The 15,987-nt window shown below is 41.7% G+C and carries 15 protein-coding genes and 1 rRNA gene; all 16 read left to right on the forward strand.

What is annotated here, in order from left to right; all coding sequences use genetic code 11:
• Positions 1 to 18 precede the first annotated feature (18 nt).
• Positions 19 to 747 carry a WbqC family protein gene (locus B9Y93_RS13955; protein WP_085495057.1) on the forward strand — a complete coding sequence of 243 codons (729 nt, stop codon included), beginning with the start codon at positions 19 to 21 and terminating at the stop codon, positions 745 to 747.
• Complete coding sequence (locus B9Y93_RS25200) at positions 699 to 1,076, forward strand: DMT family transporter (RefSeq protein ID WP_425320344.1); 378 nt, start codon at positions 699 to 701, stop codon at positions 1,074 to 1,076. The genes B9Y93_RS13955 and B9Y93_RS25200 overlap by 49 nt, the downstream gene beginning before the upstream one ends.
• Positions 1,073 to 1,399 (forward strand): EamA family transporter, encoded by a 327-nt coding sequence (locus B9Y93_RS25205; protein ID WP_085495061.1) that lies wholly within the window; start codon positions 1,073 to 1,075, stop codon positions 1,397 to 1,399. The genes B9Y93_RS25200 and B9Y93_RS25205 overlap by 4 nt, the downstream gene beginning before the upstream one ends.
• On the forward strand, positions 1,396 to 1,929 hold the full coding sequence (locus B9Y93_RS13970; RefSeq protein ID WP_085495062.1) for an acyltransferase: 534 nt from the start codon (positions 1,396 to 1,398) through the stop codon (positions 1,927 to 1,929). The genes B9Y93_RS25205 and B9Y93_RS13970 overlap by 4 nt, the downstream gene beginning before the upstream one ends.
• Positions 1,916 to 3,043: a dTDP-4-amino-4,6-dideoxygalactose transaminase gene (gene rffA, locus B9Y93_RS13975; protein ID WP_085495065.1), complete on the forward strand. Its 1,128-nt coding sequence runs from the start codon at positions 1,916 to 1,918 to the stop codon at positions 3,041 to 3,043. Before B9Y93_RS13970 ends, rffA begins: the two co-directional genes overlap by 14 nt.
• Before the next feature lie 24 nt (positions 3,044 to 3,067).
• Positions 3,068 to 3,811, forward strand: a complete 744-nt coding sequence (locus tag B9Y93_RS13980; protein WP_085495067.1) for a sugar phosphate nucleotidyltransferase — start codon at positions 3,068 to 3,070, stop codon at positions 3,809 to 3,811.
• Between the two features lie 12 nt (positions 3,812 to 3,823).
• Positions 3,824 to 4,372: a dTDP-4-dehydrorhamnose 3,5-epimerase gene (gene rfbC / locus B9Y93_RS13985; RefSeq protein ID WP_085495068.1), complete on the forward strand. Its 549-nt coding sequence runs from the start codon at positions 3,824 to 3,826 to the stop codon at positions 4,370 to 4,372.
• Positions 4,373 to 4,383: 11 nt separating this feature from the next.
• On the forward strand, positions 4,384 to 5,406 hold the full coding sequence (gene rfbB / locus B9Y93_RS13990) for a dTDP-glucose 4,6-dehydratase (RefSeq protein WP_085495070.1): 1,023 nt from the start codon (positions 4,384 to 4,386) through the stop codon (positions 5,404 to 5,406).
• A complete protein-coding gene (gene rfbD / locus B9Y93_RS13995; protein WP_085495072.1) occupies positions 5,403 to 6,251 on the forward strand; it encodes a dTDP-4-dehydrorhamnose reductase in 849 nt (282 codons plus the stop codon). Before rfbB ends, rfbD begins: the two co-directional genes overlap by 4 nt.
• A gap of 98 nt (positions 6,252 to 6,349) precedes the next feature.
• Complete coding sequence (locus B9Y93_RS14000) at positions 6,350 to 7,231, forward strand: glycosyltransferase family 2 protein (RefSeq protein ID WP_085495074.1); 882 nt, start codon at positions 6,350 to 6,352, stop codon at positions 7,229 to 7,231.
• Between the two features lie 92 nt (positions 7,232 to 7,323).
• Positions 7,324 to 8,730 (forward strand): undecaprenyl-phosphate glucose phosphotransferase, encoded by a 1,407-nt coding sequence (locus B9Y93_RS14005; RefSeq protein WP_085495077.1) that lies wholly within the window; start codon positions 7,324 to 7,326, stop codon positions 8,728 to 8,730.
• 154 nt (positions 8,731 to 8,884) lie between these two features.
• Positions 8,885 to 9,010, forward strand: a complete 126-nt coding sequence (locus B9Y93_RS25060; RefSeq protein ID WP_280522894.1) for a hypothetical protein — start codon at positions 8,885 to 8,887, stop codon at positions 9,008 to 9,010.
• A gap of 660 nt (positions 9,011 to 9,670) precedes the next feature.
• On the forward strand, positions 9,671 to 10,381 hold the full coding sequence (gene pcrB / locus B9Y93_RS14010) for a heptaprenylglyceryl phosphate synthase (protein WP_085495161.1): 711 nt from the start codon (positions 9,671 to 9,673) through the stop codon (positions 10,379 to 10,381).
• A gap of 213 nt (positions 10,382 to 10,594) precedes the next feature.
• Complete coding sequence (pcrA, locus tag B9Y93_RS14015) at positions 10,595 to 13,039, forward strand: DNA helicase PcrA (protein ID WP_085495079.1); 2,445 nt, start codon at positions 10,595 to 10,597, stop codon at positions 13,037 to 13,039.
• A gap of 365 nt (positions 13,040 to 13,404) precedes the next feature.
• The gene (gene ligA / locus B9Y93_RS14020) at positions 13,405 to 15,453 is read left to right on the forward strand and encodes an NAD-dependent DNA ligase LigA (protein WP_085495081.1); all 2,049 of its coding nucleotides are present in this window, start codon (positions 13,405 to 13,407) and stop codon (positions 15,451 to 15,453) included.
• A 341-nt stretch (positions 15,454 to 15,794) separates the two neighbouring features.
• Positions 15,795 to 15,987: ribosomal RNA gene (locus B9Y93_RS14025) — 16S ribosomal RNA — on the forward strand; the annotation flags it as partial.

Consider the following 15,987-nt stretch of genomic DNA (forward strand, 5'->3'; position numbering starts at 1 on the left):
ACAATTAAGGAGAATGATATGACTACTGTTTCTGTAATACAATCCAACTACATTCCTTGGAAAGGATATTTCGATATTATTAATGATTCCCAATTATTTATTTTTCATGATGATTTACAATACACGAAGAACGATTGGAGAAACCGAAATAAAATCAAAGTTAACAATGGAACGAAGTGGCTCTCTATTCCAGTTGGTTCTAGAGAAGATAGACTAATTAATGAAGTTGAATTACCTGCGACCAAATGGGCGATGCAACATTGGAACGATATAAAAATGGCTTACTCTAAAGCACCATATTTTAATCAGTACAAAGATTTTTTCGAACATGTTTATTTAGATACTAAATGGAAAAAGTTATCTGAGTTAAATCAATTTCTGATAAAACATATTTCAACTGAGTTTTTAGGGATCAAGGCGGAATTTATTAACTCTAGTGAGTTTAATTTATCTAGCAGAAAACTCGATAAACTGTTAGATTTGTTAAAAAAAGTGGATGCAAAAGAATATATTTCAGGACCTGCAGCTAAAGATTATATTGATGACTCTAGGTTCAATGAGGCTGGTATTAAATTGGTGTACAAAGATTATACAGGTTACCCGGAGTATTCTCAGTTCCATCCTCCTTTTGAACATTACGTTTCTATTATAGATTTATTATTTCATACTGGCTCTGACTCCGCCTATTTCATATGGGGATGGAGGGAAGATACGAATTGCAACTTAATAGAAACTATTTATACTTAATATTAAGTATTTTTTTTCAATCTTTTTCATTTGTATTTACTAAATTCGCTGCAGTAGAAGTTGAACAAGGCAGTTTCTTTGCGCTATTACTGAATCGATATTATTTAACGGCATTATTATGCTTAGTGCTACAATCTATATTTTGGCAATTAACTCTTAGGAAAATAGATCTTTCCGTAGCGTATCCACTTACTGCAATTAACAATTTGCTCATACTAATTTTCAGTTATTTTATCTTTAATGAGCAGGTTAGTCTGAGTAATATTATTGGGGTGTCTATAATTATGATAGGTATAGTTGTACAAAGTCGGAAGAGTGAAAATGCATGATTATTGCACTTGTATTAATTTTAGTTATAACAAACAGTGTTGCTCAAGTATTTCTCAAATTAGGTGCTGTTCAAAATAAGCCAACTCTTTTGATAATAATTAACATTTACACTATTATTGGATATTCGTTGTTCTTTTTGGCTACTCTATTATCTGTTTACTTACTCAAATTTATAAGTTTCAAAGAATTGACAGTTATCATTGCGTTGAATTATGTATTTACATTCTTGTTGTCTATATTACTTTTAAAGGAAAGGTTTACAGGGAGAAAAGTACTGTCAAACCTCCTTATTGTATCCGGGGTGATAGTTTTTAATCTATGAAAATCAAACGGTTTTTATTTGGTTTATATTCATACTTGTTTAATTTATTTTATATTTTTTTAGATTTGTTACCGCCGTTTTTAAGATATGCGATCTTTAAAATTATGTTCAAAAAGTTTGGAAAAGATAATAATATTGATTACAAAACTTACTTTAGATATCCTTCGAAAATAACATTGGGTAATAATGTTTGGGTAAATAAAGGGTGTCAAATATTTGGTTCTTTCCATATTAAAGACGCAGAAATTATTTTTGGAGATAATATTGCATTGGGACCTAATGTAACTATATTCTCGGCTTCTCACGATTATAAATTTTTGAACCTCCCAGATACAGCGAGATCTGTTGTTATTGAGGACAACGTTTGGATTGGCGGCAACTCCACTATACTGCCTGGAGTTGTAATAGGGGAAGGGAGTATAATTGGTGCTGGCTCCATCGTAACGAGGAGTATTCCACCTTATTCAGTTGCTATAGGAAGCCCAGCAGTGGTTGTTAAAAGGAGAGAAATCGTAGATGATTCTATTTAATGTTCCTGCAATAACGGGTAATGAACATGTATATATTCAACAAGCGATAATGGAAAGAAAATTTTCTGGTGACGGTCACTTTACGAAAATCTCAAATGAGTGGATGGAGAGGAACTTTGATACTGCAAAGGTATTACTTACAACCTCCTGTACACATGCTTTAGAGATGGCAGCTATGTTAGCAGGTATTAAGGAAGGTGACGAGGTAATAATGCCCTCGTACACCTTTGTTTCCACTGCAAATGCTTTTGTTCTAAGAGGTGCCAAGATTGTTTTTGTGGATATTCGTCCCGATACGATGAACATAGACGAGTCGCTAATAGAAGCTGCAATTACTCCAAAAACGAAAGCAATCGTACCTGTACATTATGCAGGTGTCTCTTGTGAGATGGACAAAATAATGGAGCTTGCGAATAAGTATAACTTGATTGTCATTGAAGATGCTGCTCAAGGAGTTATGAGTCAATATAAGGGGCGTCATTTGGGTGCAATTGGACATCTCGGCTGTTATAGTTTCCATGAAACAAAAAACTATAACTGTGGCGAGGGCGGAGCCTTATTAGCCAACCATGAGAACTACATAGAACGAGCGGAAATTATACGTGAAAAGGGAACAAATCGTTCAAGGTTTTTTAGAGGGCAAGTAGACAAGTACACATGGGTTGATATTGGTTCTTCCTATTTACCTAGTGAGATTAATGCAGCATTCCTATACGCTCAGTTAGAAAAGGCAGAGGAAATTAATAATAATCGTTTAGAGAGCTGGAATAGATATTATCTAGGTCTAGGGGAGCTTGAGAGTAAAGGGTATATTGAATTGCCTACCGTCCCTGAAGGGTGTACTCATAACGCACACATGTTTTATATTAAATGCGGCTCTTTAGATGAGAGAACAAGATTAATGAAGTATTTAAAGGATGAGAATATCCAATCTGTATTCCATTACGTTCCTTTGCATTCTTCTGAAGCTGGAATGAAATTCGGATATTTTCATGGTGAGGATAGATATACAACAGTTGAAAGTGAAAAACTGTTAAGATTACCGTTATACTACAATATTTCCCGTAATGATATTGATAGAGTCATTGAGAGTATTAAGAAGTTCTATATTTAAAATATCTCATAAGGAAGTGTCGATATGAAAGGTATTATATTAGCAGGCGGTACAGGATCAAGATTATATCCGCTAACAAAGGTAACTAATAAACATCTACTTCCAGTGGGAAAGTATCCTATGATCTTTCACTCAGTAAATAAATTAAAGCAAGCAGGCATACAAGATATACTTATTGTAACCGGTAAAGAGCATATGGGGGAAGTTGTTAACTTGCTAGGCAGTGGTCGTGAAATGGGGGTATGCTTTACTTATAAAGTACAGGATGAAGCTGGTGGTATCGCACAAGCCCTCGATCTTGCTGAACATTTTGTAGGAAATGATCAGATGATCGTCATATTGGGCGATAATGTGTTTGAGGATGATATTTCTGATTACGTTGAAAACTTCCGAGCGCAAAAGAATGGAGCAAAAATCTTGTTGCAGGAAGTTCATGATCCGCAACGTTATGGTGTTGCTGAATTAGAAGGCGATATCATTGTATCCATCGAAGAAAAGCCTAAACAGCCTAAGAGTAACTTTGCTGTAACAGGAATATATATGTTTGATAGTGCGGTGTTCGAAATTATTAAGACGCTGAAGCCGTCAGGCCGCGGAGAATTGGAAATAACAGATGTGAATAATGCATATATTCAACGCAAAGAGTTAACATTTGATGTATTGAATGGTTGGTGGACTGACGCTGGTACTCATGCTTCGCTCCAGCGTGCAAATGAACTGGCAAAGGAAATAACATTCGGCGAAGAGTTTGGAAAATTAAAATTATAAGGAGGCATATTGATGATTGTCACTCCTTTATCGCTGAACGGTGCTTTATTAGTTGAACCGAAGGTGTTTGGAGACACTAGAGGATTCTTTATGGAGAGTTACAACAGTGAGGTATTTGCTCAGCATGGAATAGACACGGTTTTTATTCAAGACAATCATGCTCTTTCAGTTGAAGCTGGTGTACTAAGGGGGCTGCATTATCAGCTTAATCCCAAGGCGCAAACCAAGCTTGTTAGAGTGACATCCGGTGCAATTTATGATGTTATTGTGGATATTAGAAAGAACTCCTGCACCTATGGTAAATGGGTTGGTGTTATTTTGAGTGAGCATAACAAGCGACAGTTGCTTGTTCCTCAAGGCTTTGCTCATGGTTATTGTACCCTTGTTCCTAATACTGAGGTACAGTACAAAGTAGATGAACTTTATGCACCAGATTTAGATAGAGGGATACGATGGGATGACCCGAAACTGGGAATTGATTGGCCAACGTCCAATCCGATCCTATCAGAGAAAGATCTGCGACATCCATTATTTTCTGATGCTGAGAACAATTTTGAGTAGGAGGAAATCAAGTGAAATTACTCGTAACTGGCGGAGCAGGGTTTATTGGAAGCAACTTCGTCATGTATATGTTAAATAAGTATCCTAACTATCAGATTATTAACATGGATTCTTTGACTTATGCCGGTAATTTGGAGAACCTTAAGAGTATTGAAGATCATGAAGGATATACTTTTATTAAAGCAGATATCGCAGATGCTCATGCGGTCGATCAAGCCTTTAAAGGCGGTATTGATGTAGTTGTTAACTTTGCGGCGGAATCTCATGTTGACCGGTCAATCTTAGAGCCAGAGATCTTCGTCAAAACAAATGTTATGGGAACTCAAGTGCTTTTAGATGCAGCTAAGAAATATGGTGTCACCAAATATGTCCAAGTTTCGACTGATGAAGTATATGGTTCATTAGGTGAGACGGGCTTATTCACAGAAGAAACGCCGCTTTCTCCAAATAGCCCATACTCTGCTAGTAAAGCTGGTAGTGATATGCTTGTTCGAGCATATCATGAAACATTTGGTCTTCCCGTTAATATTACTCGTTGTTCTAACAACTATGGGCCTTATCAGTTCCCAGAAAAATTAATTCCATTAATCATCTCTAATGCACTCAACAACAAAGATCTACCTGTGTACGGTGACGGATTAAATATACGTGATTGGCTGTATGTCGAAGATCATTGCAGTGCAATTGATCTTGTGATTCATAATGGTGTGAATGGTGAGGTGTACAATATAGGTGGTAATAATGAACGAACCAACATTCACATTGTAAAAACGATACTTCAAGAATTAAATATGCCGGAATCACTGATAAAGTATGTGAAGGATCGCCTAGGTCATGATCGCCGTTATGGAATTAATGCGACTAAAATTACTTCTGATTTAGGCTGGCAACCAAAGCATAATTTTGAATCGGGCATAAAGGAAACCATTCGTTGGTACTTAGATAATCAATCTTGGTGGGAACGGATTCAATCCGGTAAGTATCAGGCTTATTATGAGAAGCAATATGGTGAACGAATGGAAGAGTTGACATGAAAGTTCTTGTAACGGGAGCAAATGGGCAGTTAGGGACTGATGTTGTTCGACTATTGCATGAACGCGGATTGGAAACGATTGGCTTAACTCGAAATGAGATGGATATTACAGACGAGCACCATTGTACGTCAGTAATAAATAATCTTATGCCAGATGCAATCATTCATTGTGCTGCGTATACGGCGGTAGATGCAGCTGAAGAAGATATGATATCAGCGTTTAGAGTAAACACAGATGGCACTCGTAATTTAGCTGTTCTTTGTGGTGCTCTAAATATAAAATTTTGTTATATAAGTACTGATTACGTATTTGACGGTACCTCTAGAGTACCTTATACAGAGTATGATAATACTAGTCCAATTACAGTCTATGGTAAGTCCAAACTTGCTGGTGAACTCCTAACACATTCTCTTTGTTCCCGCTATTACATTGTTAGAACTTCATGGGTATACGGAAGTAACGGCAATAATTTTGTTAAAACAATGCTTAAGTTAGGAAATGAGAAGAAAGAGATTAATGTTGTTTCTGACCAATGTGGTTCTCCGACGTATACCAGAGATCTTGCGAAATTTCTTGGAGACTTAATTCTTACTGAGAGGTATGGGATCTATCATGCTTCAAATCAAGGTCACTGCTCTTGGTACGAGTTTGCACAAGCAATCTTTATTGAAGCAGGTAAACAAGATATTCAAGTTAATCCCTGCACAACTCAGGAATACCCACGTCCTGCACCTCGACCAGCATATTCAGTAATGCGCCACATAGCTATTGAAACAAATGGCTTTCAATTACTTCCTGATTGGAGAAATTCATTAAAGGAATTTATAAAATGTTACAACGGATAGTGTTAAATGGCTGAGCATAAGCTTAGCCATTTTGCATTTTCTATGTTAACATCAAAATGTGTATGGAATTACATTTATTGCTCTGTTGAGGAGAAACCATGGATATATCAATCATTATAGTAAATTACAATACAAAGGACCTAACAAAGAAGTGCATGGAGTCCATTTTTTGTTCAGCCACAAATTATCAATTTGAAGTGATTTTAATTGATAATGCTTCACATGATGGATCAATAAATTTGTTTCGCAACTTTGATTTCGACATTCGTTTGGTGGAAAATGATAGAAATTTAGGCTTTTCTAAAGCTAATAACCAAGGTATGCGTGTAGCCAGAGGTCGTTACATCCTCCTCCTTAACTCCGACACCGTCGTTCAACCAGACACACTCGACATCATGATTCAATTCATGGATGACCATCCTGAAGTGGGTGCTTCAGGATGTAAAGTCGTCCTCCCTGATGGCACTTTAGATAAGGCGTGCAAACGAGGATTTCCTACTCCATCGGCAACTTTTTACTATGTATCAGGTCTGTCACGGCTCTTTTCTCACAACCCTCGGATTAACGCTTATCACTGTGGAGATATCAATGAGGATCAACCTTCGCCTATTGATTGTCTTGTAGGAGCCTTCATGATGGTACGTCGTGAGGTGATTGATGAAGTAGGAGTGCTTGATGAGGATTTCTTTATGTATGGAGAAGATGTAGATTGGTGCTACCGAATACAACAAGCTGGGTGGGTAAACTATTATTACCCAAAAACGCATATAATTCATTTCAAACGAGCAAGCAGTCAGAATAAGCCGTACAAGATAACCTATGAATTTCATCGTGCAATATATGTTTTATACAATAAACATTATAAGAAGCAATACCCCTGGTGGGTTAATACGCTTATGTATACAGGAATGGGCGCTAAACTTGCAGCAGCCTTAACTCTTAACACCTTTTCGAAAATTACTCATAAGATGAAAAGTTAGTTAATTCATTGTATAGTTATATTTTTTACAACTTATTCAAGTGTATATACGGTATACTAATTATAAAAAATGTTGATAAGGTTGAGGTTATCATGATTCGCAAGAACCAGAGGTTTCTGTCCAAACTATATATGTTATTTGATATGCTGTGCGTGGGTATCGCATTTGGAGCTGCTTGGTGGGTAAAATTTGCAAGTGGTTATTTAGACGGAGACTCTGCTTTATCTTTCAGTACGTACGTCATGTGGGGGGGCGTATACGGTGCGGTAGTTTTAATTATAGGTACAATATCATCCTTATACTCATTCCACCGGAAAAAACGGTTTGCTGATGAACTAGTGCGAATTCTACAGACCCATGGTATTGCGTTATTTGTGCTCCTCGGATCGCTTTTCTTTTTTAAGCAAGTTCACATTTCTCGGGAATTCTTGGCGATATTCATTTCAATTGCTGTAATGATTACTACGATATATCGCTATGTGGTGAAAAGGGGACTGCGCAAGGCTAGGGAGAAAGGTTATAACAAACAATATGTACTTATATTGGGTGCAGGTACACTTGGGAAAACCTTTTATCGAAACTTGAAATATTATCCAGAAATAGGTTATGAAGTTGTTGGGTTTTTGGATGATCGTGCAACATGGGATTCAGAAGAAAGTAAACAATATGCACCAATTATGGGTGCATTAAATAATCTCGATAGAATGTTAAATGAAAAATTAATCGACGAAGTCATTATTGCACTACCTCTAGATGCACATCATAAGTTCCCTGATATCATCAATACCTGTGAAAAAGCAGGCGTACGTACACTGATCATTCCCGATTTCTTTGACTACCTGCCATCGCGACCGTACTTTGATAATTTTGCAGGCATGCCGATGATTAACGTGCGGGATATTCCCCTTGATGTCATGCGCAATCGAGTATTCAAACGTGGATTTGATATTATATTTGCACTTATCGCAATCATAATTACATCACCTGTGTTGTTGCTTGTTGCAATTGGAATCAAACTCACCTCTCCAGGTCCAATCTTATTCAAACAAGAGCGCGTTGGATTAAATCGCAGAAACTTTTATATGTACAAATTCCGTTCCATGAAGGTCAGTTCTGATCAGGTGGCAGATACCCAGTGGACAACAGCGAATGATCCGCGCAAAACGAGGTTCGGCAGCTTTCTACGCAAAACGAGTCTAGACGAATTACCTCAGTTCTTCAACGTTCTGTTCGGTCATATGAGCGTTGTAGGTCCTCGTCCAGAACGCCCGTATTTCGTTGAACAATTTAAAGAAGAGATTCCAAAGTACATGGTGAAGCATCATGTACGCCCTGGAATCACTGGTTGGGCCCAGAGCAACGGTTTAAGAGGAGATACTTCAATAGAAGAGCGAATTCGTCATGATATCTTCTACATCGAGAACTGGTCCTTATTATTTGATATCAAAATCATTTGGAAGACGATCTGGAACGGTTTCGTGAATAAAAACGCATATTAGGAATTAATTTACACTCCGAATTATGCGTACTTGGATCATGTGCTCGCAATCATTGCAATCATTCACTTCTAACTTTTTAACAATAACATCATGTATAAAAAGGTGCACAAGCTCCCCACACTGAGAATATAATCTCTAATGGGGAGCTGATTTTATGCAGAAGTCTCGCGATGAAATGGATGATGATGCGGTTGCTACTGGCCGAGGATGGCTCAATGGAATCCTGCTAGGGGCCACTCTCTGGTTGGTTATCATCTTGATCGTGAACTGGATCATGTAGGGATATTATCGTCAGCGTTAGCTGCAAATATGCCAGATTGCTTGTATCGGTGATTCTATGAATGGAATCGTGTAGAGAGCAATTGTCGTCTTTTCATCCTTGCATCTGAATCATTCATTAGCTTACAGAAACCACTAAAACACACAGCTTCTTCGTGACAAGAGGAAGCTCTTTTTGTACAATAAAATCAGAACATATATTCTCTTTTGTGAGTAGCATGAAGTGGAGTTGTTTCAACAAGATACACTAATTCATTAAACCAGCTCAGTAACCTGTTCACATCAGAACAAAGGTTCCATCAAAAATCAGAAGTAGCATTTAGAAGAAGGGTAACAGATATGACGTCATAGCTAGTTCGCAACCAATTTCATTGAGGTAGTATTTAATTATACGTTCTCCTTAGCATAATCTTATTCACCGTTACCATGTGCTTCGCTAACCGTATACCAGCAACCCTTCATTGACACCCTATACTCCCTGTCTTAGACTTATCTTGTTATGCTTCTTTAGCAAGCAAGAAGTTCGGTTCAATTAGCCTGATTTGCCTGTATGGAATGTTGTTTCATAAACAATGAACAATGAACCACAGACACCAAACACTAACACAAGAAGACAGCCATAGAGTGGAGGAACGAACAAGTGAAAGCTTCCGCAAAAGGAATGAACGCGATAGATATCATACATTTACATGAGTGGCGCCACGTGTTTAAGCTCGATCCGGATAAAGACATCGGCGACAGCGCACTAGAGCAGATCTGCATGTCAGGAACAGATGCGATTATGGTTGGAGGGTCCAGTGGGATCACCTTCGAGAACACCGTGGATCTCATGTCCCGAATTCGCAGATTTGAACTGCCCGTGGTTCAGGAAGTCTCTGACTTGGACGCGGTTGTGCCGGGATTTGATGCGTACTTTATCCCGATGGTTTTGAATACGACAAGCACCGAATGGCTGGTAGGCCAGCACAAGCGTGCCATTGAACAGTACGGCTACATGATGCCTTGGGAATTGATTGTCCCTGAGGGCTACATTATATTGAATCCAGAAGCGACAGCAGCGAAGGTGAGCGAAGCCAATGCTCAGTTGACTGCCAAAGAAGCAGCGGCCTATGCGCATATTGCGGACAAGCTGATGCGGCTTCCGATTATATATGCCGAATACAGCGGAACCTTTGGAGATATGGAGACGGTGAAGCAGATCAAGGCGGCAGCAAGCGATGCCCATGTCCTGTATGGCGGCGGCATTGCAACCATTGAGCAAGCTCAAGCTGCGGCTGCGGTGGCAGACACGATTGTGGTCGGCAATATTGTGTATGATAATCTGCAAGCAGGGTTAGATACAGTTGCTGCTGTAAAGGGTAGTTCCACCTAGATTAATTAACAAGACACTTTTATATCCTGCTTCATTAACACAACCAATGAAACGCCGACTCATTCCATTAAACATTGAGAAACCATCACATAGAAACTATTTTCTTTAACTTATACGACAGCTTAATCTATCGATTATCGTTAGCCACTACCATCCAACATCACCAAGCTGATATAGATTGATAACCATGCTTCTGAAAGGGGAGAAGGACTTATGTTTGAATTTCTGGAAAATATCGAGGATCCTAGGAAGTCGATGAAGCTTGCCGAGGACATCGAAAAAGCGATTCAACGGCTGAATCCAGAGCAGCGCCGAGCGGTTGAGAAGACAGATGGCCCTCTGCTCATCATGGCTGGTGCGGGTTCGGGTAAGACACGCGTGCTTACGCACCGGATTGCGAATCTGATTGCAACGAGAAAAGCAGCCCCATGGAGCATTCTAGCGATCACCTTTACAAACAAAGCGGCTCGTGAGATGCAGGAGCGGGTGTCCCACCTTGTAGGCAAGGAAGGGCACGACATCTGGGTATCCACCTTTCACTCGATGTGCGTACGCATTCTGCGCAAAGATATTGAACGTCTCGGCTTTTCCTCCAACTTCACGATTCTAGACTCTGCGGATCAGCTGTCCGTTGTGCGCGGATGCATGAAGGATCTGAATATCGATACGAAAAAGTTCGATCCGAAGTCTGTTCAAGCTGCAATCAGCACGGCGAAAAATGAACTGATTACACCTAAGCGCTTTGAAGAACGCGTCGGCGATTATTTTGATGATATCGTTGCAAAGGTATATAAAAGCTACCAGAAGCGTCTGAAGTCCAACAACTCGCTCGATTTTGACGATTTGATCATGACGACGATCCAGCTGTTTAAGGATGAGCAGGATGTACTTGAACACTACCAGCGCAAATTCAAATACATTCACGTGGACGAGTATCAGGATACGAACCGTGCGCAGTACATGCTCTGCCGCATGCTCGCGGATCAGCATCAGAATATTTGCGTGGTCGGAGATAGCGACCAGTCGATCTATCGTTGGCGTGGTGCGGATATCACGAACATCCTGAACTTTGAAGAGGATTATCCGAATGCGACGACGATTCTGTTGGAGCAGAATTATCGTTCGACAGCGAATATCCTGAACGCAGCTAATGGAGTGATTAATAATAATACGGGACGCAAGCCGAAGAAGCTGTGGACGGACAGCGACGAGGGTGACCTCATTAAGCTGTACCAAGCGGACACCGAGCATGACGAAGGTTATTTTGTAACCGGCGAAATTAAGAAAAATCAAATGAGCGGCATGCACTATAGCGACCATGCGATTCTTTACCGTACGAATGCCCAGTCGCGTGTCATCGAGGAAATTCTCATCAAGTCGGAGATTCCTTATCAGATTGTAGGCGGGATCAAGTTCTATGATCGCAAAGAGATCAAGGATATCTTGGGTTATTTGAGACTGATTTCGAACCCGGATGATGATATCAGCTTGGAGCGCATTGTGAACGTGCCGAAGCGGGGCATCGGAGCAACGACGATTGCGAAGCTCTCTGAGGCGGCCACGGAACGCGGTGTATCCATAATGAAGGTTATTGATGATATGGACCTATTGGATATCGCGCCTCGTACGAAAAATACGCTTCGTGACTTTCACGAGATGATGCTTAATCTTACGCGGATGCAGGAGTACTTATCGGTTACGGATCTAACACAGAAGATGCTAGAGCTGACCGAATATAAGTTAGAGCTTCAGCGTGAGAATACACTTGAATCCAAAGCACGCGTAGAGAACATCGAGGAGTTTCTGTCTGTAACACAGGAGTTTGAGAAGCGCAATGACGACAAGACGCTTGTCTCGTTCCTAACGGATCTCGCGTTGATTGCAGACATAGACTCTTTGGGAGACGATCCGGATGAAGCGCCTGAGGATGCGGTTATTTTGATGACGATGCACAGTGCTAAGGGTTTGGAGTTCCCTGTTGTATACATCATCGGAATGGAGGAGGGCGTATTCCCGCATAGCCGCGCCTTTACCGACAATGAGGAGCTGGAAGAGGAACGCCGACTCGCCTATGTAGGGATAACACGTGCAGAGAAGAAGCTGTTCCTCACCTGTGCAAGAACAAGGACTCTATTTGGACGCACCAATGCGAATCAGCCTTCACGCTTCCTAAGAGAAATACCGGAGGAATTGCTCGAAAATGCTTCGCCTACTGGCGGCGCACGTTATGAGCGTTTTGACCGATTTGGCCGTCAGGCAGCTTCTTCAGCTTATGGCGGCAGAGGGTTGGGGTATAGTGGCGACAGCACGCCGGCAACAGGTGCGCAAGGAGCGGGTTCAAATTCATTTGGAGCACGGCAGTCCTTCGGTGCGCAAGGCGGTATGGCTAAAGGCAGTGCGGTGCCTGGCCTTGGCCCGTCATCTAAGCCAGCAGCCAATCGTGTCACGGTTACATCGCCGCAAGATAAAGCGAAGCAGGCTGGTGCCGGTGATCAGAGCTTCAAAGCGGGAGACAAAGTCGCTCATGGGAAATGGGGAACTGGGGTTATCGTATCTGTTAAAGGGACAGGCACGGACATCGAGCTTCAGATTGCCTTTTCTGCTCCTGTCGGCCTGAAGCGCTTGCTGGCGGCTTTTGCGCCGATTACCAAGGTGTAGGGTTAGTGAATCAAGGGTATGCTGACAAAAGTGCCAGACCAAGCTCGTCCTCTTTCTACAAGGTTAGATTGCTTCCTTATTTGCTATCCCTATGAAGGGCATTCGGTCTGCGATATGGTTATAAAATGAACAAGAGAGCCTCATGGGATAACACATAGGCTGCTCAACATCATGAATTCATCACGCTCGGCAAGGTCGATTGGCCTCATTCTGTCGGGCGTGTTACATAAGAACAATCTTTTGATGCCTATCCTCTCATCTTGATGCTAGGGGGTTGGGCTGATGATAATGAAAAACACTTCGCTTAATAGATGTAAGCAGAATATCAAGCATCATTTGAAAAAAAGGAAGGGGATTTCCCACGGATGAGTAATCACGCTATCGATCCTAAGCTTGAAGCGCGCATGCAGGAGCTCGTTCAAGAGCTTTTTACCTACAACTATCAATATTACACCTTGGATAATCCGATCATTAGCGATAAAGAATATGATGCGCTTTACGACGAGCTGGTGGCACTTGAACAAGAGACAGGGTTTATTCTCCCGAACTCGCCAACGCAGCGTGTTGGTGGAGAGCTGCTGAGCGGATTTACCCCTCATCGGCATTTGTCGCGCTTGTGGAGCCTGGATAAGGCTCAGGATACCGAAGATTTGCTGCAGTGGCATCAGCGGGTTGTCAAGCTCGTACAAGACTATAACACGAAGAACCCTGATCAAACGCCACTCCCAGATCCAAGCTTTGCAGTTGAGCTGAAATTCGATGGGCTTACTCTAAACCTTACTTATACGGATGGTGTATTGGTGCAAGCGGCAACAAGAGGCAATGGAGTCACAGGGGAAGCGATCCTTCCTCAGGTCAAGACGATTCGATCGGTGCCGCTCACGATTCCTTACAAAGAAGGCACAATCGAAGTGCAGGGCGAGGGGATGATGAATCTTTCTATCCTTGAAGCCTACAACCAAACCGCAGCTGATCCTCTGAAAAATGCGAGAAACGCGGCTGCAGGCGCCCTTCGCAACTTGAATCCACAAGTCACAGCATCGCGCAAGCTGAACGCCTTTTTCTATAATGTCGGGTATGCCAGTGATATCCGCTTTGAGAACCACCAAGAGATGATTCAGTTCCTGAAAGATAATCATTTTAAGGTAAGCCCGCATGTCACTTACTTTAATACCATAGAAGAAGTCATGGCCGAGCTGAATCGGATTCAGGAGCAGCGCAATACGTTTGATTTCCTGATCGATGGTGCTGTTGTCAAGTTGATTGACATGCGTACGCGTGAGGTATTGGGATATACCGATAAGTTCCCGCGCTGGGCTGTTGCTTTTAAGTTTGAGGCGGAGGAGACTACGACGGTTCTCGAATCCGTCAGCTGGGAAGTCGGCCGGACAGGCAAGATTACACCTGTAGCGCGCGTCGAAGCGGTTGAGCTTGCTGGGGTGACGGTACAGAACTGTACGCTCAATAATATTGGTGACATTGAACGCAAGAACTTGAAGCACGCCCTCGGTTCCCGTGTATTTATTCGCAGATCCAATGATGTCATCCCTGAGATTCTCGGAAAAGTAACGGATGAGCAGGACGGGGAAGAGATCATTTATCCAACACATTGCCCGTCTTGTGGATCAGAGCTTGAGATGCGAGGCGCACATCTATTTTGTAACAATCGGCTTGGCTGTAAGCCCCAAATTGTAGCTCGACTTGCTCATTTTGCTTCTCGCGATGCGATGGATATTGAGACATTCAGCGTGATGACGGCTGAGCAGCTCTATGATGAGCTGGAAGTGCGCGACCCCGCGGATCTATTTGCGCTCACCTTCGATCAATTAGTAGGACTGAATCGTTTTGGCGAGAAAAAGGCAAATAATCTATTGAAGGCAATGGAAGAAGCGAAGTCGAGAGAGCTGGCGTCTTTCCTCTTTGCACTTGGTATTCCGAATACAGGGAAGACGACAACTCGTGCGTTAGCGGATCATTATAAGAGCTTAGAGGCGGTTATGACAGCTGCACCTGAAGAGTTGATTCAGCTTCAAGATGTAGGGGGAATTGTTGCAGAGAGCATCTCTGGTTATTTTGCCGATCCGCTTAATCGCAGTTCAATTGAACGGATGCTTGAGCTGGGCGTATCTCCGCAAGGGCCTGCCGAACCAGCGGCTGTTAATACTGATTCTATATTCTATGGCAAAACGGTTGTTCTAACAGGCTCGCTGCAGCTGTTGACTCGTGATGAGGCAACCTCCAAGCTGGAGGCGTGCGGCGCAAAGGTCACAGGAAGTGTATCCAAGAAGACAGATCTTGTTGTTGCAGGTGAAAAGGCGGGTAGCAAGCTGGCAAAAGCAGAGCAGCTGGGCATTCAGGTTATTACGGATGAAAACGAGTTCGTTCGTTTATTGAATGAATCATTGAACGCGTAAACGGTACATTAGAATAGCTTGTAGTTGAACCAGGAGGGGTGTCGAGTCCCTTCCTGGTTTTATTTTTAGTATTAAAAAAGTGAAATGAACATTGATGTAATATTTTTCATGTTGCATAACTCTTGGAGAATGTGGTACATTAATTTCTGTTGTTTCGACGATAACTTCTGAAAAACAACAAAAAATAAAAAGTGTTGACAACGATGATTCGATAAGATATACTAATTCAAGTGTTCACTTCGAACATGGTTGATAACAAAGTTCCTTGAAAACTGAACAAATGATGAAGCGAATTGAGAATTAATTTCTCGTCAGCAATACCAATGAGCAAGTCAAACACTTTAATGGAGAGTTTGATCCTGGCTCAGGACGAACGCTGGCGGCGTGCCTAATACATGCAAGTCGAGCGGAGTCTTACACTTTCTTCGGAAAGTGTTTGGCTTAGCGGCGGACGGGTGAGTAACACGTAGGTAACCTGCCCATAAGACTGGGATAACCCACGGAAACGTGAGCTAATACCAGATAGGCATCTTC

It is taken from the genome of Paenibacillus aquistagni (assembly GCF_900177815.1).
GTDB lineage: Bacteria > Bacillota > Bacilli > Paenibacillales > Paenibacillaceae > Paenibacillus_B > Paenibacillus_B aquistagni.